17 protein-coding genes are annotated in these 22,788 nt (G+C 53.1%); 16 read left to right on the top strand and 1 reads right to left on the bottom strand.

What is annotated here, in order from left to right; all coding sequences use genetic code 11:
• Positions 1 to 389 precede the first annotated feature (389 nt).
• The 12 genes from AB1500_03490 to AB1500_03435 all read left to right on the top strand — a co-directional run bounded on the left by AB1500_03490 (position 390) and on the right by AB1500_03435 (position 15,611).
• Complete coding sequence (locus AB1500_03490) at positions 390 to 1,028, top strand: DUF1614 domain-containing protein (GenBank protein MEW6182228.1); 639 nt, start codon at positions 390 to 392, stop codon at positions 1,026 to 1,028.
• A 60-nt stretch (positions 1,029 to 1,088) separates the two neighbouring features.
• Positions 1,089 to 1,475 carry an HIT family protein gene (locus AB1500_03485; protein ID MEW6182227.1) on the top strand — a complete coding sequence of 129 codons (387 nt, stop codon included), beginning with the start codon at positions 1,089 to 1,091 and terminating at the stop codon, positions 1,473 to 1,475.
• A 211-nt stretch (positions 1,476 to 1,686) separates the two neighbouring features.
• Positions 1,687 to 2,025 carry a P-II family nitrogen regulator gene (locus tag AB1500_03480; protein ID MEW6182226.1) on the top strand — a complete coding sequence of 113 codons (339 nt, stop codon included), beginning with the start codon at positions 1,687 to 1,689 and terminating at the stop codon, positions 2,023 to 2,025.
• Between the two features lie 286 nt (positions 2,026 to 2,311).
• On the top strand, positions 2,312 to 3,643 hold the full coding sequence (locus AB1500_03475; GenBank protein ID MEW6182225.1) for an ammonium transporter: 1,332 nt from the start codon (positions 2,312 to 2,314) through the stop codon (positions 3,641 to 3,643).
• Positions 3,644 to 3,932: 289 nt separating this feature from the next.
• On the top strand, positions 3,933 to 5,246 hold the full coding sequence (locus tag AB1500_03470) for an ammonium transporter (GenBank protein ID MEW6182224.1): 1,314 nt from the start codon (positions 3,933 to 3,935) through the stop codon (positions 5,244 to 5,246).
• Between the two features lie 84 nt (positions 5,247 to 5,330).
• On the top strand, positions 5,331 to 5,669 hold the full coding sequence (locus tag AB1500_03465) for a P-II family nitrogen regulator (protein ID MEW6182223.1): 339 nt from the start codon (positions 5,331 to 5,333) through the stop codon (positions 5,667 to 5,669).
• A 556-nt stretch (positions 5,670 to 6,225) separates the two neighbouring features.
• On the top strand, positions 6,226 to 7,554 hold the full coding sequence (locus tag AB1500_03460) for a nitrogenase component 1 (protein ID MEW6182222.1): 1,329 nt from the start codon (positions 6,226 to 6,228) through the stop codon (positions 7,552 to 7,554).
• Between the two features lie 46 nt (positions 7,555 to 7,600).
• On the top strand, positions 7,601 to 9,226 hold the full coding sequence (locus tag AB1500_03455) for an NAD+ synthase (GenBank protein MEW6182221.1): 1,626 nt from the start codon (positions 7,601 to 7,603) through the stop codon (positions 9,224 to 9,226).
• Positions 9,227 to 9,500: 274 nt separating this feature from the next.
• Positions 9,501 to 10,091: an ANTAR domain-containing protein gene (locus AB1500_03450; GenBank protein ID MEW6182220.1), complete on the top strand. Its 591-nt coding sequence runs from the start codon at positions 9,501 to 9,503 to the stop codon at positions 10,089 to 10,091.
• A gap of 227 nt (positions 10,092 to 10,318) precedes the next feature.
• Complete coding sequence (locus tag AB1500_03445) at positions 10,319 to 11,449, top strand: glutamate synthase (GenBank protein MEW6182219.1); 1,131 nt, start codon at positions 10,319 to 10,321, stop codon at positions 11,447 to 11,449.
• On the top strand, positions 11,413 to 13,077 hold the full coding sequence (locus tag AB1500_03440) for a glutamate synthase-related protein (GenBank protein ID MEW6182218.1): 1,665 nt from the start codon (positions 11,413 to 11,415) through the stop codon (positions 13,075 to 13,077). Before AB1500_03445 ends, AB1500_03440 begins: the two co-directional genes overlap by 37 nt.
• A gap of 203 nt (positions 13,078 to 13,280) precedes the next feature.
• Positions 13,281 to 15,611, top strand: a complete 2,331-nt coding sequence (locus AB1500_03435; GenBank protein MEW6182217.1) for an FAD-dependent oxidoreductase — start codon at positions 13,281 to 13,283, stop codon at positions 15,609 to 15,611.
• Between the two features lie 48 nt (positions 15,612 to 15,659).
• Here AB1500_03435 and lhgO read toward each other — a convergent pair whose 3' ends face one another.
• Positions 15,660 to 16,853, bottom strand: a complete 1,194-nt coding sequence (lhgO, locus tag AB1500_03430) for an L-2-hydroxyglutarate oxidase (GenBank protein MEW6182216.1) — start codon at positions 16,851 to 16,853, stop codon at positions 15,660 to 15,662.
• Between the two features lie 177 nt (positions 16,854 to 17,030).
• Between lhgO and AB1500_03425 the strand changes: the two genes are divergently transcribed.
• From AB1500_03425 to glnA, 4 genes are all read left to right on the top strand, one after another.
• Positions 17,031 to 17,606 carry an ANTAR domain-containing protein gene (locus AB1500_03425; GenBank protein ID MEW6182215.1) on the top strand — a complete coding sequence of 192 codons (576 nt, stop codon included), beginning with the start codon at positions 17,031 to 17,033 and terminating at the stop codon, positions 17,604 to 17,606.
• Between the two features lie 178 nt (positions 17,607 to 17,784).
• Entirely contained in the window at positions 17,785 to 19,068 is a 1,284-nt protein-coding gene (locus AB1500_03420) for a glutamine synthetase family protein (protein ID MEW6182214.1), read from the top strand.
• A gap of 365 nt (positions 19,069 to 19,433) precedes the next feature.
• Entirely contained in the window at positions 19,434 to 21,005 is a 1,572-nt protein-coding gene (locus AB1500_03415) for an FMN-binding glutamate synthase family protein (GenBank protein MEW6182213.1), read from the top strand.
• Positions 21,006 to 21,358: 353 nt separating this feature from the next.
• Positions 21,359 to 22,774 carry a type I glutamate--ammonia ligase gene (gene glnA / locus AB1500_03410; protein ID MEW6182212.1) on the top strand — a complete coding sequence of 472 codons (1,416 nt, stop codon included), beginning with the start codon at positions 21,359 to 21,361 and terminating at the stop codon, positions 22,772 to 22,774.
• Positions 22,775 to 22,788: the final 14 nt, after the last annotated feature.

The following is a 22,788-nucleotide window of genomic DNA, read 5'->3' as shown; positions in this document are numbered from 1 at the left end:
CCGCCGCGATTAGAACTCAGATGCGCGTTCTTTCAAAAAACGACAAAAGGCCACGGGACCTTTCCCATGGCGCCTTTGCCATCCGCCTCGCGTCAATCCATGTTATGCGGAAACCTTTTGTCCGGATAACACTCCTTCCGGATTATCACCGTCAAGACGCAAGATAATATTCGACGGGGCGAGCCGCATAAATCCCAACGAAAATATAGTTTTTCTATAGTCCGGGTTTATAGTCTCAGATTTCCTCCGAACTTTATGCTTAAGATGCAGGACATTTGCCGTGTGCGGGTCCGGCCTTGAAGCCGGGAGGAAAAATCTGAAAAGGGAGAATCGGTTTGGGGAAGAATATATTATAATAACTAACCTCTTCGGAAAGCAGGAACGGATTAATGGGCCTTTTTTTACCTCTGATATTTATTTTGCTGCTTCCGTTTTTTTTCTTTTTACTATACTTTCACGTTGCGGCCTTTTCCCTGACCAGACTGGGGCTGTCTCCCGAGGGCGCCATGCTTTTCTTCGGCCTCTGCCTCATCGGAGGCGTTATAAACATCCCGGTTTCCCGCCAACAAACGGCCTTTGAGCGCAGACCCGTTTTCGTCTTACCCTTTTTCTACTACAACGCGCCGCGGGTCCAGACGCGGACCATCGCGGTGAACCTCGGCGGGGCGATACTTCCCGGACTCTTCAGTCTTTACCTTCTCGGAAGAGCGCCCCTTGGCGCCACGATTCTTGCCGTGATAGCGGTCTCATTAGTGGCGAAAAAGCTCGCGCGTCCGGTCCCCGGTGTAGGAATTACCCTCCCGGCTTTCATCCCCCCGCTGGTGGCTGCGGCGGCCGCCATAGTTTTTGCCGGCGGAAACGCCGCCCCGGTGGCCTACATCTCGGGAGTATGGGGCACACTCATCGGGGCGGACCTGTTAAACTGGCCTCGTTTCAGAGACATGGGAACGCTTTTTCTTAGCATCGGGGGCGCCGGAGTTTTTGACGGTATTTTTCTGGTGGGAATCATAGCGGCTTTTCTCACTTAAGGCTTGTCCCGCAATCTTTCCGGCAGCCTTTAGAGACTGAATTTAGATGAGGTGAATTCCATGACGGATTGCATCTTTTGCAAACTTCCTAAAGAAGCCGTTATGGCGGAAAACGAACTGGCGTTTACGATTTACGACAAGTACCCTGTAAACCCCGGACACGTGCTGGTGCTTCCGAGACGTCACTACAGTTCCTGTTTCGACATTACAGAAGAGGAGCTGTCAGCGCTTCACAGTCTTGTGCTCGATATAAAAAAGGTTCTGGACGATAAATACAGCCCCGACGGGTACAACATCGGGATTAACGTAGGGGAATGCGCGGGACAGGTAGTCCGGCATGTCCACCTCCACGTCATACCGCGCTTTAACGGCGATTCGCCCCGTCCGGGAGGACTGAGGCGTGTTAAGAACCCGGCGACACCCTGGGAGAGGGAATCGGAGGTATAAATGATAAAAAGGCGGCATTATGATGATCAATGACCCGAACATCCTGCCAGCACTGATAAAAAACCATTGACGCGATGATATGATAAGCCGTAAAATCTATGATAAAGGTAATATTTCTGACGCGAAAGGACACAATGGTGTGTTCTTAGCTAGGCGCTGAGGCCGAAAGGTGTAGGCGCCTTTCTGTCCTTTAGCGGCAAGGAGTGGTCGTGTGCGAAAGATTGAAGCCGTTATCCGGTCTGACAAACTTGAAGCGGTAAAGGAGGCCCTCAACAAGTTCGGCATTCAGGGTATGACCGTCTCCCAGGTTATGGGCTGCGGACTGCAGCGCGGCAGGACCGAGGTTTACCGCGGTCACGAATACAGCATCAACCTCCTCCCGAAGGTTAAGATTGAAATCGCACTCCATGATGATTCCGTGGACGAGGTCGTACGACTCATTATGGAAACCGCGCGGACCGGGGAAATCGGCGACGGGAAGATTTTCATTTATCCGCTGGATAACGCCATTCGCATTCGAACCGGCGATACAGGAACCACAGCCGTTTAATACTTCGCACTTAAGAACGTGTTGCACAAAGCCTTAGCCCCTGGAATAACAAAAGTAGCGGCTTTCGGCTATTAAACCCAGAAGAAGTTCCCGGAAGCCATTGAGGGGTGAGGGTTAGGATGTCAGAAACGGGAGACCGGATGTAATTCGTTTCGCAACGGCCTCACCGGCGGTCAGTGAAGACGCGCAGGGCAAAGACGCTCGGGAGGGTGAATCCCTCCTTACAGGGCGTTTTTTTAATTATCTCAGCGTTGAAAACCATTATATCAAAAAAGGAGGAAAAACGTTGGGTGAGAACTTAATGGCGTCGGGGATCAATACCGTATGGGTACTCCTGTGCGCTGCGCTGGTCTTCTTTATGGAAGCGGGTTTCGCCTTCCTTGAGGCCGGATTCATCCGTGCAAAAAACTCGCTTAATATCGTAATGAAAGTGTTTACCGATTCCACTGTGGGAATTCTGATTTTCTTCATCTGCGGTTTCGCTCTTATGTATGGTGCAGACCGCGCCGGTATTATCGGTGTTACCGGCTTCTTTTTGGCGGGAGACCTGTCGCATCTCAATTACGGCATTCCGCTGTACGCGTTCTGTCTTTTCCAGGCCGCCTTCGCCGCGGCGGCGGCTTCCATCATCTCCGGAGCGGTGGCGGAACGAATGAAGTTCATGCCTTACATGCTTTTCACAGCTCTTGTAACGGGTATCTTTTATCCTATTGTGGGACACTGGGTTTGGGGCGGCGGCTGGCTGACTAAAATGGGGATGATGGACTTCGCCGGCTCGGCGGTGGTCCACGCCTTCGGCGGTTTCAGCGCCCTGGCCGCCGTTTGGATCCTCGGAGCCCGTCGCGGCAAATTCAATCCCGACGGGTCGGTGAATGTAATTCCGGCGCATAATCTGCATCTTGCTTTCCTTGGAACCTTTATTTTATGGTTAGGCTGGTTCGGTTTTAACCCGGGCAGTTCCCTTTCCGGACTTGACATGAATATCGCGCGGATAGCGCTTACCACAAACCTTGCCGCAGCGGCAGGCGGCACTGCCGGGATGCTTTTTACCGCCGCCAAATGGGGCAAACCGGACCCGTCGATGGGTATGAACGGCGCTCTGGCCGGGCTGGTCGCAATCACCGGCGGGTGTGCCTTCGTCGCACCGGCGGCGGCGGTCGTTATCGGCCTAATCGCCGGGGTACTTGTTGTGCTTGCCGTCGGATTCTTTGACCGCATTCATGCCGACGATCCGGTCGGCGCCATCGCGGTGCACGGTGTTAACGGCGCGTGGGGAATTATCGCCGTTGGATTTTTCGCGGAAAAAGGCGGCCTTTTTTACGGCGGCGGCGTGCGCCTTCTGGGCGTACAGGCACTCGGCGTGGTTTGTGTGGCGCTTCTTGGCTTTATATGCACAGCGTTTGTATTCCTGGCGTTGAAGAGAACGGTCGGGATACGTGTATCAGAGCAACAGGAGATCGAGGGCTTGGATATAAACGAGCACGGTGTTCCCGCATACACCGGTATTACTGCCGAATCGATATACGACTCACCGTTTGAAGAATCGTTTTTCCCCGAAAATGCAGCAACAACAAATTTATGTCAAAAAAGTCTTGACGGATTAGGTGAAAGGGTATAATAATTACATTGCAGTGCTAAATGTTATTTATGAATCAGGGATAACAATGCAGTATCCTTGGGGCGCCGAAGCCAAAGCTCAGGCGTCCTTCTGTTTTTGGTACGGAACAGCCTAAGGGCGGTCTTTTGCGGTTATAGTTTTTTGTGGAGCAAAGGTGCTTCGGTGAAGCTGATAAGGCTTCAGCTTCGAAGCACCTTTTTTATTTTATCAACACTCCGGTACGGTTCAGGCGCCACCTGCGCCGGGGTGATTTAATAAAACTGATTCCAATATGAAGGAGGAGCCTGCTATGAAGCGTTTTATCCCGCAAGGTTTCGTGCTTTTGGCCTTTCTTTTATTCCCGAGCGCCGCCCTGGCAGCTGATGCTATGATTGATACCGGCGATACCGCTTGGCTGATGATATCAAGCGCCTTGGTGATGCTGATGACTCCGGGACTGGCCCTGTTTTACGGTGGGATGTCGCGGCGGAAGAACGTGTTGAACACCATAATGCTAAGCTTCATTGTCCTGGGTCTTGTATCGGTCCAGTGGGTTTTATGGGGCTACTCTGTTGCGTTCGGACCGGATAAGGCTCATCTTATAGGAAGCTTTTCCTGGTTAGGGCTCCATAGTGTCGGCCTTGATCCTAATCCGGATTACGCCGCGACCATTCCGCACCAATTATTCATGGTTTTTCAGTTGATGTTCGCAGTCATCACCGTCGCGTTGATCACCGGTTCTATTGTCGGCAGGATGCGTTTTCCCGCTTTTCTGGTTTTCGCTCTTCTCTGGTCGACGCTGATTTATGACCCGCTCTGTCACTGGGTCTGGGGCGTGGGCGGATGGTTGAGAAATCTCGGGGCGCTGGACTTCGCGGGCGGCACGGTGGTGCACATCAGTTCCGGTGTTTCGGGTCTCGTGGCCGCACTGGTCCTTGGACGGCGGCGGGGGCACGGCACGGAACCGATGCTGCCGCACAACCTTCCACTAACGGTACTCGGTGCGGGACTGCTCTGGTTCGGCTGGTTCGGTTTTAACGCCGGAAGCTCCCTCGCCGCCAACGGCCTTGCAGTAAGCGCCTTCGTGGTAACGAACACGGCGGCGGCGGCAGCGGCTTTCTCCTGGGTTCTCGCGGAATGGATACACCACGGTAAGCCGACCGTCCTGGGCGCTGCCAGCGGTTGCGTAGCGGGACTGGTAGCCGTTACACCGGCTTCGGGATTCGTCGGCCCCCTGCCCTCCATAGTTATCGGTTTGTTCGCCGGTATCCTCTGCTATCTTGCGGTAGCAGTACTGAAGCCCAGGCTGGGTTATGACGACGCCCTTGATGCCTTCGGCGTGCACGGGATCGGCGGGACCTGGGGCGCCCTGGCAACCGGACTCTTCGCTTCCACGGCGGTAAATTCCGCCGGATTTAACGGGCTTTTTTACGGCAATCCCGGCCAGATGGGCAAGCAACTGATCGGTGTTTTGACGGCATGGGTTTTCGCGGCGGTCGGCACCTTTATAATCCTTAAGGTCGTCGGTCTGTTCACTCCTCTGAGAGCTTCCGAAGAGGAAGAGACGCTAGGCCTCGATGTCGCCCAGCACGGTGAGGATGCTTACCGCGGTTTGATTTTGTAATGGCTAATAATAATCAATTCTTTTTCCTTAGTAACCTTAAACGTTGAACGTTGAACGTTGAACTTTATAAAGGAGATGATTTTAATGAAAAAGATCGAGGCGATTATAAGGCCGGAAAAACTCGAAGCCGTAAAGGAGGCCCTCGGTAAATTCGGCATTCACGGCATGACCGTGTCCCAGGTAATGGGCTGCGGACTGCAGCGCGGCCGCACGGAGGTTTATCGCGGCCACGAATATAGCATCAATCTCCTGCCCAAGGTCAAGATCGAACTCGTCCTCGGCGACCAGGACGCCGTGAAGGTCGTCGACGTTATCGCAACGGCCGCCCATACCGGCCAGGTTGGTGACGGCAAGATATTTGTATATCCAACCGAAAACGCTATCCGCGTCAGAACTGGAGAAACGAACGATGAAGCCATTTAGTAATGTTCCCAAAGACAGCGCGGCGGGTGACTTCGTACGTAAAACTTTATTTCGGAACAACTCCGACTTGATTTCGTGATAAGCTCGCAGCGTCTTTCGGACCCGTGCGCAACCGAACCGCTTGCGATTGAATCCCGGTATCTCTGTGATGCGGGTTATGACCGGCGGAATCGTTTCCCATGCAGCCTTTTTATGTCCTTGAAGGAAGAGGGATTTAATATTAATATTTTTGAATGTTATTTTAAAATATCGTTAGACTGTTGACACCGCTTTAAGTTTCCGGTAATCTAAAGTTGTAAGCGCTTTACGACGTTGTGAAGCAGGGCGATGACGCCCGGAGGAACTTATGTTTCTCCGGGCATTTATTTTTTTACAACCAGCCGCAACCCTGTTCGAACCTAAAAAATCTAAAGCGCTTTAAGTCCACATAATAACGAATTACGCAGGGCAACGAAGCCCTACTGAATCGTAATGAGGTGGGCTTTTGTTTTTTTTAAAACTCTATCAAGACCGTTATAAAAGTGTCAATAATATTTTAAGAAAGCGGGGGTGCCTTATGGAACCGACTTCCGGCACAAAAACGGCGGCAAAAAACGTCTGCCATTCTTGCCAGCCGCTCGGCGCGATTTATTTGGTGGCGAGCATTACCGGAGGTATCCCACTGGTGCACGGTCCACAAAGCTGCTGCGGCTATATGCGGTATATTTTGCTGCGCCATTTCCGGGAACCGTCGCGGACCGGGAAAGCTCCTAAAAGCGACCCGGAATTCTTTTTCAGCGAACTTAACCTGCTTGATTCGATTTACAACCTGGCACGGAATAACAGCCCACGTTTAATCGGTGTCGTCGGAACCTGCTTCAGCGATTATCCCGGTGATATTAACAGCCTGATCGGCGAATCCCGGGAAAGACTACCGGAAGGCATTGGGATCGTTCCTATCGATGCGGCGGCGCCCGCCGGCAGTTACGCCAAAGGTTACGATGCCGCCTGTGAAGCCGTAATGAATCAACTTGTCAAATCTGTTGGTCTTCCTAATGGCAAGCTGAACGTGATTCCCGGTATGTTAAACACGGGAGATATTCAGGAATTGGACAGAATTTTAAACATTCTGGGAGTTTCTTTTAATCTGATTTTCAACGTCGCCGGCAGTTTGACCGGCGCTTTGGAGGCAACCGCATTTGACGTTTCTGCCGGCGGCACTTCACTGGAGCTTCTGGCAGACGCCGCAAATTGCTCCGGAACAATCGCCCTTTGCCGGCACGCAGGTGGAGCGGGAGCGGAATACCTCCAGCGCACATTTAACATCCCTGCCCTATATGGACCCCTCCCCATCGGCGTATCCGGAACTGATATGTTTCTTGAAAACGTAAAAAGGATTTCCGGCGTAAAAACACGTCCCGCGCTGGAACGCGAGCGCCGGGTGCTTCTCGACGCAATAACGGATTCAAGGCCGTATCTTTCAGGTAAAAGGGTTGCCTTGACCGGTGACCCCGACCTTGTTTCCTCCCTCACCCGTTTCATATGCGAACTGGGGATGGAACCGGCTCTGGTCATGAGTAACATGCCAAGTACCGTCTTCTGTAAAGAGGTCGAGGAGATCACCAGGGAGTATGGCAAAACACAGGGCATTGTCTCCGACGGCGATCTTTCCAGTTTTGGTACGGCTGTTATTCAAAATAAGGTGGAGATGATTTTCGGGCCTTCTTATATAAGCAGGATCGCCAGAGACGCCGAGGTGCCCTTAATCAGGGTCGGTTTTCCGGTCTACGACCGTCCGAGCTGCCACCAGTGGCCTGTTTTGGGTTATCGCGGTGCGATGCGAATCCTTGACTCCCTGGCGCAAAACGGTACGGCTTTTCACCACGGGAATACCGTGGAATTATAAAATTTTAAAGGACTATGTTTCTATACTGACGGGAGTGTCGGAACAGTTGCGTTTGGCTTTATTTCAGTTCAATCCTATAATCGGCGACCTTTCGGGGAACGCTACCCGGATGCTTCAAGCGATAGATCGGGCCGAAGCCGCCGGAGCTCATTTAGTCGTTTTTCCCGAGCTGTCCTTGGTCGGTTACCCGCCGCGCGACTTGCTCTGGCGGCGGGAGCTTGTCGAAGCCTCGAAATCGGTTCTGACTGAACAATTCATACCGGCAAGCCGTAAGACGGGAATCCTCCTCGGCGCCCCGGTACTGGAAAATGAGCGCCTTTATAATGCAGCACTGTTGTTTGACAACGGCGCCTTATTGGGTCGTCAGGACAAAACCCTCTTGCCGAGTTACGACGTTTTTGACGAAACGCGGTATTTCTCACCCGCATCGGAACGTCGACCGATCAACTTCCGCGGAATTTCTTTGGGACTGACGGTCTGCGAAGACGTTTGGAACGATAAGGGGTACTGGAGCCGTCCGCTTTACAGCATAGACCCTGTGGAAGAACTGGCGTCTCAAGGCGCATCGGTAATAGTAAACATCTCCGCCTCCCCCTACCATTACGGAAAACGGCGCCTTCGCGGAAACATGCTTGTTCATATAGCGCTGAAGCACCGTCTCCCTTTGATTTATTTAAACCAGGTCGGGGCCGATGACGAACTCATATTCGACGGCTCAAGCGTGATTCTCGACGCTTGCGGCGGGGTCCTGTGGGAAGGACGTCTCTTTGAAGAAGACCTGGCGCTCGTGGATATCGATTCGCCCGATGCGGCAAAGCCGATCGAGCTGACAGAGGATATATCCTGTGTTCATGCGGCCTTGGTTCTCGGGGTCCGCGATTACCTCCGCAAGACCGGTTTCAAAAGCGCGTTGGTAGGTCTCAGCGGCGGGGTGGATTCCTCGGTGGTTGCCGCAATAGCCGCGGAAGCGCTTGGTCCGGAAAATGTTCTGGGTGTAGGAATGCCTTCCCGGTATTCATCCCCCGGCAGCATTCGGGACGCCGAAACACTGGCACGCAATCTCGGCATCAGCTGGCGTGTGATAGCGGTGGAAAAGGCCTTTTCGGCCTATTTGCATACGCTTAATGCGAACGGCAAACCGCTGCTGGATTTAGCCGAAGAAAACCTTCAGGCCCGCATCCGGGGAAACATCCTGATGTTCATATCAAATCGGGAAGGCCATCTTTTATTGAGCACCGGGAACAAATCCGAAATGGCGATGGGCTACTGCACGCTGTATGGAGACATGTCCGGCGGCCTATCGGTATTGGCCGACGTTCCGAAGACGATGGTTTATGATATTGCGCGACACATTAACCGGAAAGACGAAATCATCCCGGAAAACATACTGTTAAAAGCACCTTCCGCCGAGCTTCGCCCCGAACAACGCGACGAGGACTCCCTGCCGCCTTATAAGGTTCTCGACCCCATTCTCAACGGATACATTGAAGAAAACCTTTCGGCGGAAGAAATTGCCGGTCTAGGTTTTAGTCTTGAACTTGTGCGTCAGGTTATCCGTCAGGTCGACAGAGCGGAGTTTAAACGACGGCAGGCGGCACCAGGACTGAAAGTTACCACCAAGGCCTTCGGCACCGGTCGCCGATTGCCGATCGCCTGGTCCCCCGGATGGTAAAAACGTATGTTTTGTATTTTCTTAGTCAGGTTATTGATTTTCGACACAGGTAGAGTATAATATAATACACGGTAGCCTGAATGCCTTTCAGGACGAAGAGAACCAAGGACGGTCTCCTCGCTTGCCGGAAAATAAGGCTGCCGTTGGAAACATAAGGTCTGAGTTGTTCCACAACTGAAAATAAGGGATACGATGGTGTATCCTGTGTTAGTGGCAAAGGCGCCCTGAGCAGTATTACTGCTGGGCGTTTTTTGTTCATCAGGGGGCTGTCTTGGTGAAGGAGCGAGTGTTCGTTGCCGACGAGGACGCTGTATGGCGCAAAAACATCGTTACATGGCTTGGGACGTTCGGCTACCAGGTTGTTGGAGAAGCTGCGGACGGGTCAACCGCTTTAAACATCGTCCGGATGCGTCAGGTCGATTTAGCCGTTATATCAGCGCATTTAACGGGGGTAACCGGCCTTGAAATCTCTTCGATTATTCACGAAGACAAACTGGCACCGGTGATCCTGACCTGTTCCCTGCTGTGGGAAGATGTGCTCTATAAGGCAAAAGAATCTCGCGTTTTCGGCCTGCTTGTGAAACCTTTCGACGAAACGGTCTTGATTCCATCGGCTGCATTTGCACTAACCAATTACCGAGAGATCATTTCTTTAGAGCAACAGGCATGGAAACTCAAAACCTCACTGGAGAACCGCAAGGCGATTGAGAAAGCAAAAGGACTTCTAATGGAGAACTTTAGTATATCGGAGAGCGAAGCTTTCCGGCGGATTCAGAAGCTTAGCATGGATAAGCGCCTGCCGATGAGGGAGGTTGCCGACGCAATCATTCTTTCGCATAGTGTAACCGGCAGGTTTAAGAAATAGTTTTTATTTAATAAGGTTTAGGTACAAAGGCTGTACCGGACGGTATGGTAGGCAAAGGCGCCTGCATGATGGGTAAATCGGCGTTTTTTCTGCCAAAGAGGCGTGTTATCATCCTCTATCTCCTTACCGGGAAAGCCCAGTAAGGAGAATTTTTTCTAATTTATTAGCGGTTATCCTCCGGCCTAACCGGAATATATATCACGGTCCCACGAGAAGGAGAAAACGCGATGTGCCGATTATTCTGCATGACCAGCGACCAACCCCAGTCACCGATGGTTGCCGTACGGGCTCTTGATGTTATGCGGGAGGGACATGACGGCTCGGGAGTAGGGCTGTTTTTGACCGATCTTGCAGGGCCTTTTGAGGAGATGAAGGGAGCGCCCATCCTTTCCGGCATATTCACCAACGAGGGATGGCGGCGCCTGGACCACTACATGATGAGCATAGGGTTCACGGCAAAATACCGCAGTTCCATCAAGGTGCCTAAAAATCCGCCGCCGGGTGTGCCCAAACGTGATATTTACCTGATTCGAGCCTACGAGTATCCCGACGACTGGGAAGGGCTGCCTGAAAGCGAGATACGTTTCCGGCTGCTGCAAATTCGCCTTCAGTTGCGCCACATGGGCGAAGAGAAGGAAGACATGATCGTTTACAGCTTCTGGCCGGACGTGATTATGATCAAAGAGATCGGGAACCCGCTGAGTGTCGCGGATTATCTCCGTCTTGACCGTGAGGAACTATGGGCGCGTGTCATTCTGGCCCAGGGACGCCAAAATACCAATTACGCCATCAATCTTTATGCCTGTCATCCTTTCTTTATTCAAGGCGTGGCAACCATGACGAACGGCGAAAACACGGCGTTCGTTCCTATTAAGGAATTCTTGATGTCGCGGGGGTTTTCCGGTTACATCGGTTACAATTCGGACTCGGAGGTCTTCACGCATATACTTCATTTTATGATTAACCGATTGGGTCTCGGGATCCAGTTCTACAAACATATAATCACCCCGCTTCAGGACCAGGATCTGGCCGGCCATCCGGACGGCGCCTTCCTAAAGCAGCTCAAGCACGCATGCCGCCGGTTGATCATCGACGGTCCTAACTGCGTTATGGGATGCCTTCCGGATAAGACCTTATTCATGGTCCAGGACCGTAAAAAGCTGCGTCCCGGTGTGGTGGGCGGCAGGCCGGGCATGTACGCCTTCTCTTCTGAGGTGTGCGGCCTCGAATCCGCCATCCCCGAACGGGACAAAAGCCTTGACTTTCAACCCATGCATCTGGACACCGCCGTCGTAGGACCCGACCGTCAGGAGGTGAAGATATGTTCGCAAATGGAATCATTACCCCAAACACATTAAGCTTAAAGGATCTTCTCTGGCAGATAAAGTGGGATAAGGAAAGGTGCACCCTGTGCGGCCGTTGTACGTCCGTATGCCCGGTCCAGGCCATTGAACTCGGTGTCCACAGGAAAAGGCTTGTCCAAACACCGTCTGTGGGAGAGTTGGGGTTAACCAAGGCTTCGCCGGATTCGAACCTTTACCAGATTTACTACGGTATCCGTCAAAAAAGCGATCCGGCTTATGCCTGCATGGGATGCGCTATGTGCAACCTGGTGTGCCCGAACGGCAGTATTGTTCCCCTGCGCAGTGACGAAGCGAATAAGCTTAAATTCCACATCAATACGGGCGGCCAGGCGCGCCGGCGCGGCGGCCGCAGAAACTCGCCGGACCCTATACAGGGCGGCATACTGGACCGTATTAAGTTCGTACGCATTTCGATGCTGACCGATCCGGCTCTCGACGCGGGCCGGCATGAGTTCGAACTACGCACTCTCTTGGGAAGGATTCTGCCTCCCGAAGAAAATCTGAAGCTCTTCCGCGAAGAAGGATGGATCCCTCCCGTGCGGGAGATTTACCCGCTGATTATCGGTTCGATGTCCTTCGGCGCCCTGTCCCCCACCATATGGGAGGGGTTGCAGATGGGAGTCTCTTACCTTAATGAGGAACTCGGCATGCCGGTCCGCATCTGCACCGGTGAGGGCGGCTGCCCGCCGCGGCTGCTGCGTTCCCGCTTTTTAAAGTACGTTATCCTGCAAATCGCCAGCGGATACTTTGGCTGGGACGAAATAATCCACGCCCTTCCGGAAATGAAGGAGGACCCCTGCGCCGTGGAAATCAAGTACGGTCAGGGGGCCAAGCCCGGCGACGGCGGCCTTTTGATGTGGTACAAGGTGAACAAGCTGATCGCCGCCATTCGCGGCGTTCCTCAAGGGGTGAGCCTTCCGAGCCCGCCCACTCATCAGACCAAGTACTCCATTGAGGAAGCCGTGGCCAAGATGATCCAGTCCATGTACATGGCATGGGGGTTCAGGGTTCCGGTCTATCCGAAGATATCCGGGACCTCCACCGCTCTGGCGGTTCTTAACAACCTGACTCGGAACCCTTACGCCGCAGGTTTGGCGATAGACGGTGAAGACGGAGGAACAGGCGCGGCTTATAACGTATCCATGGACCACATGGGTCATCCCATCGCGAGCAACCTGCGCGACTGCTACCTCAACCTGGTAAAGCTTGGCCAGCAAAACGAGATTCCTCTCTTTGCCGCCGGCGGCGTCGGTAAAAACGGCAACCTTGCCGCCAACGCGGCCGCCTTAATCATGCTGGGTGCGAGCGGCGTCCAGATCGGCAAATACATAATGCAGTCGGCCGCAGGTTGCGTAGGTTCCGAATCCGACCGCTGCAACATCTGCAACATCGGTCTCTGCCCGAAAGGCATCACCTCGCAGGACCCGCGCCTTTACCGGCGCCTGGATCCCGAAAAAGTGGCGGAACGCGTCGTTGACGTTTTCCTCTGCTTCGATACCGAGCTTAAGAAGATCGTGGCCCCGCTTGGACGGTCCACTTCCCTGCCCATCGGAATGTCCGACGCGCTGGCGATTAACGATTACAACGCGGCGGAGCGGCTTCAAATACAATATGTAGTTTAAAAAGTCGCGAGTCACGTGTTACGAGTTTCGTGTTTCGGGTTAAGAACCACGGAATAACAAAAATTGCGAATGAAATAAATTATAATATTTCGTCTGTCTGTGTTTAAAGCTCTTTGTTACCCGCAATCCAGGACTCGTGACCAAGGACCAAGGACTGAGGACTAGGACTGAGGACTCAGGACTTAAAAACGAGGAGACTTGCCATGAATAACGAACAATTCCACCGCATTTCGGGAATCGAAAACGGTTACCGCCTGGAATCGCGAATCCTCGAGGAAAGGATTCAGAAAGCGGTGGCCGACGGTCACAGGTTTCTGGAGGTTCATGCTTACGGCCACCACGGAATCGGCGGACGGCTTTGGAAGGCCGGCCGGGAGCCGGTTTACGTAAAAATTCAGGGGCCCCCCGGACAACGTGTGGGATCAATGGGTTTCTCCAACACGCGCATCGAGATCATGGGGCCCGCTTCGGATGATGTCGGCTGGTTGAACGCCGGCGCCGAAATTGTCGTCCACGGAAACGCCGCCAACGGCACCGCCAACGCGATGGCCCAGGGAAAGATATACGTGTCGGGCAACATCGGCGCGCGCGGCATGACCATGACAAAGCACAACCCCCGTTTCGACCCGCCTGAACTATGGGTGTTAGGGTCGGCGGGAGACTACTTCGCTGAATTTATGGCGGGTGGTATCGCGGTTATATGCGGTCATAACGCGCAGAATCCGGAAAACGTCCTCGGGTACCGTCCCTGTGTCGGGATGGTTGGCGGAAAGATATACTTCCGCGGTCCTCATAAGGGTTACAGCCATATGGACGCAAGATTGTCGCCCCTCTCCGATGAGGACTGGCTGTGGCTCGCCGATAACCTGAAGAAATATCTCGAAGCCATCGGTTTTGCCGGATTGTTCGAACAGCTCGCCGACCCGGAACAATGGCAGATGCTTCTGGCGCGCACACCACAGGAAAAGCGCAGCAAGCCCAGGCGCTCTATGAAGGCCTTCCGCCAGGAGGTCTGGGACACGGAATTAGGACGGGGCGGTCTTCTCGGCGATCTCTTAAGTGGCGACCGCAATCAGGTTCCTGTCATCGTCACCGGAGCCTTGCGCCGGTTTATACCCGTATGGGAAAACCGCAAGTACACGGCTCCCTGCCAGGACAGCTGCCCCACCGGTATTCCTGTGCACGAACGGTGGCGGTTGATCCGCGAGGGCCGTATCGACGAAGCGGTCGACCTTGCGCTGAGATATACGCCTTTTCCGGCGACGGTATGCGGTTACCTGTGTCCCAATCTTTGTATGCAGGGCTGCACCCGCCGCGCGGCGGATATGGTTGCTCCCGATATCAGTCAGTTGGGTAGGGCGAGTATTAACGCAAAACTTCCCGACCTCCCGCCGCTTGACGGAAAGCGTATCGCCGTGATCGGCGGCGGCCCCGCGGGTATCAGCGTTGCCTGGCAGCTTCGCCGGGAGGGCCATGATGCGGTCATCTACGACTTGCGGGATTCTCTCGGAGGGAAAATAGCTTTCCATATCCCCGGTTCGCGCATTCCCTCGGAGGTGGTAAGCGCCGAAGTGGGAAGGATTGAAAAGATGATCCCCCATGTATATTTCCGGCAGCGTTTGAACCGCGATGATTTTGAGCGGTTGAAGGTGGATTATGATTATATCGTGGTCGCGGTTGGAACCCACAAACCGCGTATAATACCCATACCTGGTAAGGAGCGGCTTATCCCCGCTCTTGACTTCCTTCAGGAAAGCAAGCAAGATACGGCGAAAGTGGGCAAACGTGTCGTCATTATCGGCGCCGGAAACGTAGGCTGCGACGCCGCTACGGAGGCTTACCGACTAGGAGCCGAATCTGTAACCCTGATTGACGTTCAGCAGCCTCTTTCTTTCGGAAAAGAGCGAAAAGCCGCCGAGGCCGCGGGAGCTAAATTCCGCTGGCCGTGCTTCAGCAAGGCGGTTACGGAAGAAGGCCTTGAGTTGACGACCGGTGAAGTAATCCCGGCGGATACGGTCATAATTTCCATCGGCGACCTGCCGGACCTTGACTTTCTGCCGGAAACCGTGTCCGTGGAGCGCGGCTATATTAAGGTGAATGAAATATATCAGTCCACTGATCCTCAGGTCTTTGCCGTCGGTGACAGCGTAAGACTGGGGCTGATAACCGATGCCATCGGCGCCGGCCGGAAGGCGGCCCGTGCGATTAGTGACAGCGCAACGGGGAAGGTGGCCGAGGGAACCACGCAGCAGAGGGTAGACTACTCCCGGGTTAAACTGGAGTACTTCGACCCCCGGATATTGAGCTTTAACGATATTGAACAGTGTGCCGCACAGTGCTCTTCCTGCGGAACATGCCGGGACTGCGGAATTTGTGTCAACGTCTGCCCGCAGGCGGCCATCTCCCGGAATGAAAAGAGCGACGGCGGTTTTGAAATGGTGTCGGATCCCGATAGATGCATCGGGTGTGGTTTTTGTGCGGGAGCGTGTCCCTGCGGCGTTTGGAACCTTGTGGAAAACGAACCTTTGGAATAGCATAACACTAAAAAATTTACGAGTCGCGAGTCACAATTCATTTAATACTTACGACAGCAGTTTATCAACCACATATTTTGCAAAGGGCATTGAGCAGGTAAACGCGGGCGATATCGCGTTCAAGACATGGACGGCATCCCCGTCTCCGATGACGACGAAGTCCATCACCAACTTTTTTTCTACCCAGTTAACAAGTTGGGGTCTTATCCCTACCTTGCCGCTCGCGATTATTTGCGTTTCTTTTACTTCCGGCACAAGCCTTTTCGCTTCCCTGTAAAATGTGTTCCCGCAATACCTTCGGACTTCCGCGAGCGCCGCGGAGCGAAAGGAAGGATTAGTTAAGAAAAGAACGGCATCGCGATACAGTATATTGAAGGATTCCAGGTCCATGCCCCGGAGAATACCGTAATTCTCCCGCCCCAGCGCAGGTATGGCCGTAGGGCCGATGCCGACTTCGCCGTAAACCCCCCTGGTGAAATGTACTCCTAAAAAGGGATTTCTCAGATCGGGAACCGGGTAAATACTTCCCTTTACGAGATGCCCGGCTTCCGGGTGAAGTTTTCTATAGGTGCCCTTAAAAGGAAGGATGCGGTACCCGCGGCCCAGGCCGAAGGCGTGCGCCACCGTGTCGCTGTAGGCTCCCGCAGCGTTGATAATCTTCTTGAACTCAATACTCCCCTTACTCGAAAGGACGCTCCCGTCTTTTAATAAACCGCGGAACGCCGTATTGTACGAAATCGCCGCCTTCCCCGAAGATACTATCTCGTACTCAAGCGACTCAAGTATCTTCTTGGGGTCTACCACAGCTGTGTCGGGAGAATACAACGCCCATTCGCAGGTAAACGCGTGAGGTTCGATTTCCTTGAGTTCCGCCGCATTTATCATCCTCACATTTATGCCGTTGGCCCGCGCTCTTCTTTCCAGTTCATGCAAAACACCTATTTCCGCCTCGTTTCCGGCCACAATAACCTTCCCCGTTTCCATTAAAGGCAAATCCCTCTCCCGGCAATACTCTTTTAGAAAACGGTTTCCTTCCACGCAAAACCTCGCCTTAAAGGTTTCAGGCGCGTAATAAACACCGGCGTGCAGCACCCCGCTGTTCCTGCCGCTGGCGTGCTTTCCCGGAGCATCTTCCTTCTCGATGAGCAATACCTCTTCCGCCCCCCGCCGGAGTAATTCTCCGGCGATGGAAAGCCCTACTATGCCTCCGCCTATTATCAGGATTTCGCAGCCATCCCGCATAACTCGATCCTGCCCCTGCTTCTTTTCTTTTTTAAAAAAGGACTTCCTCCCCGAGGGATGCAGCCTCATAAAGGTGAGAATAACATAAAGAGCAGTCTTTGAAAAGGTACGCGCCGCGTCTGTGTCACATATTCGAGCTTTATGTTACAATAGATGACGGAGAGGTAGTGTGTGCCGATGTACGGTTACCGTGTGCTTCTTGCGATTGCGGAGACCTCTGACCGTAACCAGTTGCGCGAGATTCTTACGCGGCTCGGACACAATGTAATAGCCGCTGCCGCAGAAGCACGCGCCGCACTGAGGCTCGGGTTCGAAGTCAACCCGGACGTCATGGTTTATGATCCCGCCCTGCCCGACCACGGAGGCGCCGGAGCGCTTAACATCCTGGAGGAGCATCGAATTGCGGCGGTAATTATTTATTCGCGTGAAGAAAAAACAATCATTGAACAAGCGAAAAAAGGTTGGGTCCTCGCCTATTTAATGCCGCCGCTGGATGACGTCATTGTCGCTGTAACCGTTGAGGTTGCCGCCGCCAATTTCCAGCGTCTTTCGGCACTCGAGCAGGAGAATTCCAGATTACAGAAGAACCTTAAAGAACGTCGTTTGGTGGAGCAGGCCAGAGGTCTGCTCGCAGAGAAAAAAGGCATGACCGAGCAGGAAGCCTATCATTACCTAAGGAACCTGAGCATGAACAAAAGACTGCCGATGGTGAAGGTCGCCAAGGAAATAATATCGTTGCTCGGAAAGAATTAGGCCGCATATGGAAAAAGTTTTTCGGTTGATGACTTGATTTCGGCGAATTTACGATTATAATATTGATAGTGGATTAAGGTTTTTTCAGCAGTAATAGTGTCCGGGGCAATGACGTCCCTTCAGGTTACAGATTTTCTGTAGCTTGGAAGGGATTTTTTTGTAGTTAGGAGTGAAATATGTGTATAAGGGTAACGATATTCGCGAACTTGTACAGGAACATCACGTAAGGTTTCTTCGGTTACAGTTCACCGACATCTTCGGACGTTTCAAAAACATCGCCGTACCTGTGACGGAATTGGAAAGGGTTCTCGCCAATCAGGTCTCCGTTGAAGGTTCCGTATTTACGGGTCAGACGGAGAATCAGGAAACCGTTTATTTGCATCCCGACGGCAACACCTTTATCTTGTTTCCCTGGCGTCCGCGCGACGGCGCTGTCGCCAGAATGATCTGCAACGGTTACAGAAAGTCCGGCGAACGCTTTGATGGCTGCACGCGTGGAGTTTTGGAAGAAAAAACGTCAAACAGCGATTCCCGTGAATCCTGCCTTTCGGTAGGGGCGGCGATAGACTTTTTCCTTTTTCATGTCGACGAAAGGGGCAAACCTCTGCTCAAGCCGCAGGATTGCGCCGGTTTGTGCGACCTTTCGCCGCTGGATTTGGGTGAAAACGCCCGTCGCGACATGGTGAACACGCTCGATGAAATGGGTATTGAAGTAGCCTTTTCACACCACGGCGGTGCGCCGGGGCAAAACCGTATCTATCTAAAATCAGACAACGCGGCGGCGATGGCGGATAAAATTGTCACCTTTAAGTTCGTAATAGGCGCAGTCGCTCAGCGACACGGCCTTTATGCGTCATTTATCCCGAAACCCTTTAAGGAATACCCTGGTTCGGGAATGTCGCTTTACCTCGCGCTTATGGAAGACCGCCGGAATGTCTTTTCCGGGGATGGCGACGCCCTGGGACTCAGCAACACCGCTTACGGTTTTGTCGCCGGCCTTTTGGAACATGCCGGAGCACTTACGGCTGTATGCTGCCCTTCGGTAATGTCGTACAAGAGACTTTCTTCTGATGCGCGCCGTCCGGTTCTCGCCGGGTTGTCGATGGAAACACATGCAACGATGCTCAACACCGCGCCCTCCGGAGATGAGCCGATTCTTGAATGCTGGATCCCCGACGCCACCTGCAACCCCTATCTGGCTATATCTACGATTCTCGATACCGGCATGCAGGGCATATCAGGGACCGCGGAGCGCCCGGCATTTGCCGGTAACAATCTTGGAACCGGGGAAACGCTCCCCCTCCACCTTGGCGCCGCATTAGAAGCTTTAAAGGCAGATGCATGCGTCCGGGAAGCTATGGGCGAATATACTTTTAAGCTTTATCTACAGCGTAAGGAAAAGGAATGGAACGACTTCTTGGAAGAGATTCACCCCTGGGAGATCGAGCGTTACCTTCCTTAAGTAGAGGTGAGAGGCGGGAGGTTGGAGGTGCGAATATTACAGGTATTTTGCACGGAAATTGCCATTTTTAACATTCTTACTTTCCCGCCTGCAAATCCGGTAGGGTGGGCTTCGCCCACCTTCGGATGAAGTTTTGATGAAATCCGATAATTACGAAGTAACCCTTCCGCCGGATGCAAGCCACCAATAAGGTCGTTCTATCTTAGGCGGAAACAGCACCGGTATCATAAAAGTCGTTCAAAATCTTGACTTAAAAGTGAGGTGGGTTTCGAGGAAATAAAAAACGTTTTTGGTTAATTTTTTTGTTAACTAAAGAAAGAGGATACCTATTTTAATCTTTTTAATGTTTTGGAGGATGATAGAAAATGTTAAGTGCTGGCATGAATGCTTCCGCGGCTACGCTTACCAAATTACGTACTCAGACTCAGAGTTCTTCGAGCGGAATGTGCGTGACCTGTCTCGACGGTTGTCCCGGGCATTGTGAAGTAGGACGTTCGGCTATACGCGGTAAAGAGGTTCTTTATCCGCAGCCGTTCGGTAAGACGACCTCCGCATCCCAAAAGAAATACCCTGTGGATTACTCTCATTTCAGCATCATGGGAACAGCGGTGGGCGCGCATGGTATCGATCCCGACTCGGATAAAGCCATTTTCCCGGCGGTTGATCTGCGTACCGCCGTCGCCTCCGATAAGAGCTTGAAACTGCGCCTGCCTTTTATAGTTGCCGCGATGGGGTCGACCAACGTTGCCGCGAACAACTGGTCGCACCTTGCCGCCGGAGCGGCCATCTCCGGGTGCGGTATCATCGTAGGTGAGAACGTATGCGCTATGGACCCGAACGCGGAAATCAAGAACGGTAAGTTGGTAAAATCACCGGCCATGGAGACCCGCATAAAGGCCTTTACCGATTGGGCCGGGAAAGAAGGTTTTATCGCGGTTCAGGCAAACGTCGAAGACACCCGTCTCGGAGTTCAGGAATGGGTTATTGAGAAATTCGGCGTCACCGCGGTCGAACTCAAATGGGGTCAGGGCGCCAAGGATATCGGCGGGGAGGTCAAGCTTAACACCTTAAAACGTGCGCTGCAGCTCAAGAGCCGCGGTTACATCGTACTCCCCGATCCCGAGGATCCGGCGGTCCAGGCGGCTTTCGAGGCGGGCGCGTTTAAGGAATTCGAGCGCCATTCCCGCATCGGTATGGTCGAACAGGAATCATTCATGCAGCGCGTCGAAGACCTTCGGAAGGCGGGAGCTAAGTACATATTCCTGAAAACCGGCGCCTACCGTCCGGCTGACCTGGCGCGGGCGATCAAATATGCGTCGGACGCCAAACTGGATCTGCTTACGGTTGACGGCGCCGGCGGCGGCACGGGAATGAGCCCCTGGAGGATGATGAATGAGTGGGGCGTGCCCACGCTTTATCTGCATGCTCTTTTGGCCAACTACATGGACACGCTCGCGAAAAAGAACAGGTACCTCCCACCCGTGGCGATGGCCGGTGGTTTCAGCCTCGAGGATCACGTTTTCAAGGCGATTGCCATCGGCGCGCCGTACATGAAAGCCGTCGGATTGGCGCGGGCGCCGCTGGCGGCGGCCATGGTCGGCAAGACCGTGGGAGAAGCGTTGCGCGAGGGCAAGGTTTCATCGGAGTATCAGAAATACGGGGATACCGTGGAGCAGGTGTTCATCGGCGCCACCGAACTGAAAAAGCTTCTGGGCGAAGATATCAAGCGGCTGCCCATAGGCGCCGTCGGTGTATACACCTATTTCCAGCGTCTGGCTCAGGGCTTGCGGCAGCTTATGTGCGGCGCCCGCAAGTTCAGTCTCGATTTGATTGATCGCGATGACATCGCCGCGCTGACCAAAGAAGCGGCGGAAATAAGCGGCATACGTTACATAATGGACGTCGACGCGGAAGAAGTCGAATCGATCCTTGGTTAAGGGCATAAGCAGAAATCGGCATAGATTTTAAATAAACCGTTCTTGAACGAAGCGGGATTCTAAAAGTTACTTTTACAGCAAGACCTGCTGAGTTAAAAAACGGCTCATAATGTCGGAGCACAAAGCGGTGCTCTATCCTGGCGGCAAAGATGCCCCTGGCAGTTTATACTGCGGGGGCTTTTTCTTTGTTTCATCAATTGAAGATTTCTAAGGCACTCTTGAGAACAACCTGCCTATAAGGAGGTGTAACACCGGAAAAAGGGTTTTGAGAGTTCAGGCTTTCGCAAACGGATTGCCGTATACGCAACATGAACAGTAAACAAGCTGGGATTATAATTCAGGAGGTAACGATAATGAATTCTAAAGAGGCTTTGGAATTCGCCAAAAAGCATCAGGTTGAGTTTGTTGACCTGAAATTTATGGACCTGCCCGGTCTATGGCAGCACTTTACCGTTCCGGTCGACGAGTTGAACGAGGACGGCTTTAAGGAAGGTTTCGGATTTGACGGTTCGAGCATCAGGGGCTTTAAAAACATTCACGAGAGCGACATGCTGCTGCTTCCGGATCCCGCAACCGCTGTCATGGACCCCTTTTGCAGTGCTCCGACCTTAAGTCTTATCTGCAGTGTTTTCGATCCATTGACCGGCAAGAACTACGAACGCGACCCGCGCTTCATCGCTAAAAAGGCGGAAACTTTTCTTCAGGAAACCGGCATTGCGGACCAAAGCTTCTGGGGTCCCGAAGCGGAGTTCTTCATCCTTGACGACGTACGATTCGACCAGAATCAGTATTCCGGCTATTATTACGTGGACTCGGCCGAAGGTTTCTGGAACGCCGGCCGTAACGAGAAGCCTAATCTAGGCTACAAGCCCCGCTACAAAGAGGGGTATTTCCCCGTACCCCCCACTGACACCTTTCAGGACATTCGCAGCGAAATGGTGCAGATAATGATTAAATGCGGCATCTATGTGGAATGCCATCACCACGAGGTAGCCACCGCCGGTCAGGCCGAGATCGACATGCGCTTCGCTCCATTGACCCAGATGGCCGATCAACTGCTTATGTTCAAGTACATTATCAAAAACGTCGCCCGGAAATACGGCAAGACGGTTACCTTCATGCCTAAGCCCATATTTCAGGACAACGGTTCGGGAATGCATGTTCACCAGAGTTTGTGGAAGAACGGCGCCCCGGTCTTCTATGATGCCAAAGGCTACGCGCAATTAAGCGAAGACGCACTTTATTACATCGGCGGCCTTCTGAAGCACGGCCCGGCGCTGGCCGCTTTCTGCAGTCCCACGACCAATTCCTTCAAGCGCCTGGTGCCAGGCTACGAAGCGCCGGTATACCTCGCGTACTCGCAACGCAATCGCAGCGCCGCCGCGCGTATTCCCATGTATTCCAGCAGCCCTAAGGCGAAGCGGATCGAGTACCGCCCGCCGGATCCATCCTGTAACCCTTACCTGGCGTTTTCCGCGATGCTGCTTGCGGGAATCGACGGGATAAAGAACAAAATTCACCCCGGTGAACCTCTCGAACAAGATATATACGAGCTTTCGCCCGAGGAAATCGGCAGCATCCCGGCCCTTCCCGCTTCCTTGGAGGATGCTCTCAATGCTCTCGAGATCGATCACCGGTTCCTGCTTCAGGGCGGTGTCTTCACGGAAGACTTGATCCAAACCTGGATCGATTACAAGCGCCAGCGGGAAGTGGACGCGATACGCCTTCGTCCGCACCCGTACGAATTTGCCTTGTACTTCGATATCTAGTCGATTTTCCCTAA

The sequence above is a fragment of the Bacillota bacterium genome (genome assembly GCA_040755295.1).
GTDB lineage: Bacteria > Bacillota > Desulfotomaculia > Desulfotomaculales > Ammonificaceae > SURF-55.
The sequence above is the reverse complement of the archived record's forward strand: the minus strand, read 5'-3'. Positions and strand labels throughout refer to the sequence as shown.

What these genes read in the sequence shown, in the direction of transcription:
- AB1500_03485 (MEW6182227.1), top strand. Translation starts at nt 1,089, where the DNA reads ATGACGGATTGCATCTTTTGCAAACTTCCTAAAGAAGCCGTTATGGCG.
- glnA (MEW6182212.1), top strand. Translation starts at nt 21,359, where the DNA reads ATGAATTCTAAAGAGGCTTTGGAATTCGCCAAAAAGCATCAGGTTGAG.
- AB1500_03415 (MEW6182213.1), top strand. Translation starts at nt 19,434, where the DNA reads ATGTTAAGTGCTGGCATGAATGCTTCCGCGGCTACGCTTACCAAATTA.
- AB1500_03440 (MEW6182218.1), top strand. Translation starts at nt 11,413, where the DNA reads ATGTTCGCAAATGGAATCATTACCCCAAACACATTAAGCTTAAAGGAT.
- lhgO (MEW6182216.1), bottom strand. Translation starts at nt 16,853, where the DNA reads ATGCGGGATGGCTGCGAAATCCTGATAATAGGCGGAGGCATAGTAGGG.
- AB1500_03425 (MEW6182215.1), top strand. Translation starts at nt 17,031, where the DNA reads ATGTACGGTTACCGTGTGCTTCTTGCGATTGCGGAGACCTCTGACCGT.
- AB1500_03445 (MEW6182219.1), top strand. Translation starts at nt 10,319, where the DNA reads ATGTGCCGATTATTCTGCATGACCAGCGACCAACCCCAGTCACCGATG.
- AB1500_03460 (MEW6182222.1), top strand. Translation starts at nt 6,226, where the DNA reads ATGGAACCGACTTCCGGCACAAAAACGGCGGCAAAAAACGTCTGCCAT.
- AB1500_03470 (MEW6182224.1), top strand. Translation starts at nt 3,933, where the DNA reads ATGAAGCGTTTTATCCCGCAAGGTTTCGTGCTTTTGGCCTTTCTTTTA.
- AB1500_03435 (MEW6182217.1), top strand. Translation starts at nt 13,281, where the DNA reads ATGAATAACGAACAATTCCACCGCATTTCGGGAATCGAAAACGGTTAC.
- AB1500_03465 (MEW6182223.1), top strand. Translation starts at nt 5,331, where the DNA reads ATGAAAAAGATCGAGGCGATTATAAGGCCGGAAAAACTCGAAGCCGTA.
- AB1500_03490 (MEW6182228.1), top strand. Translation starts at nt 390, where the DNA reads ATGGGCCTTTTTTTACCTCTGATATTTATTTTGCTGCTTCCGTTTTTT.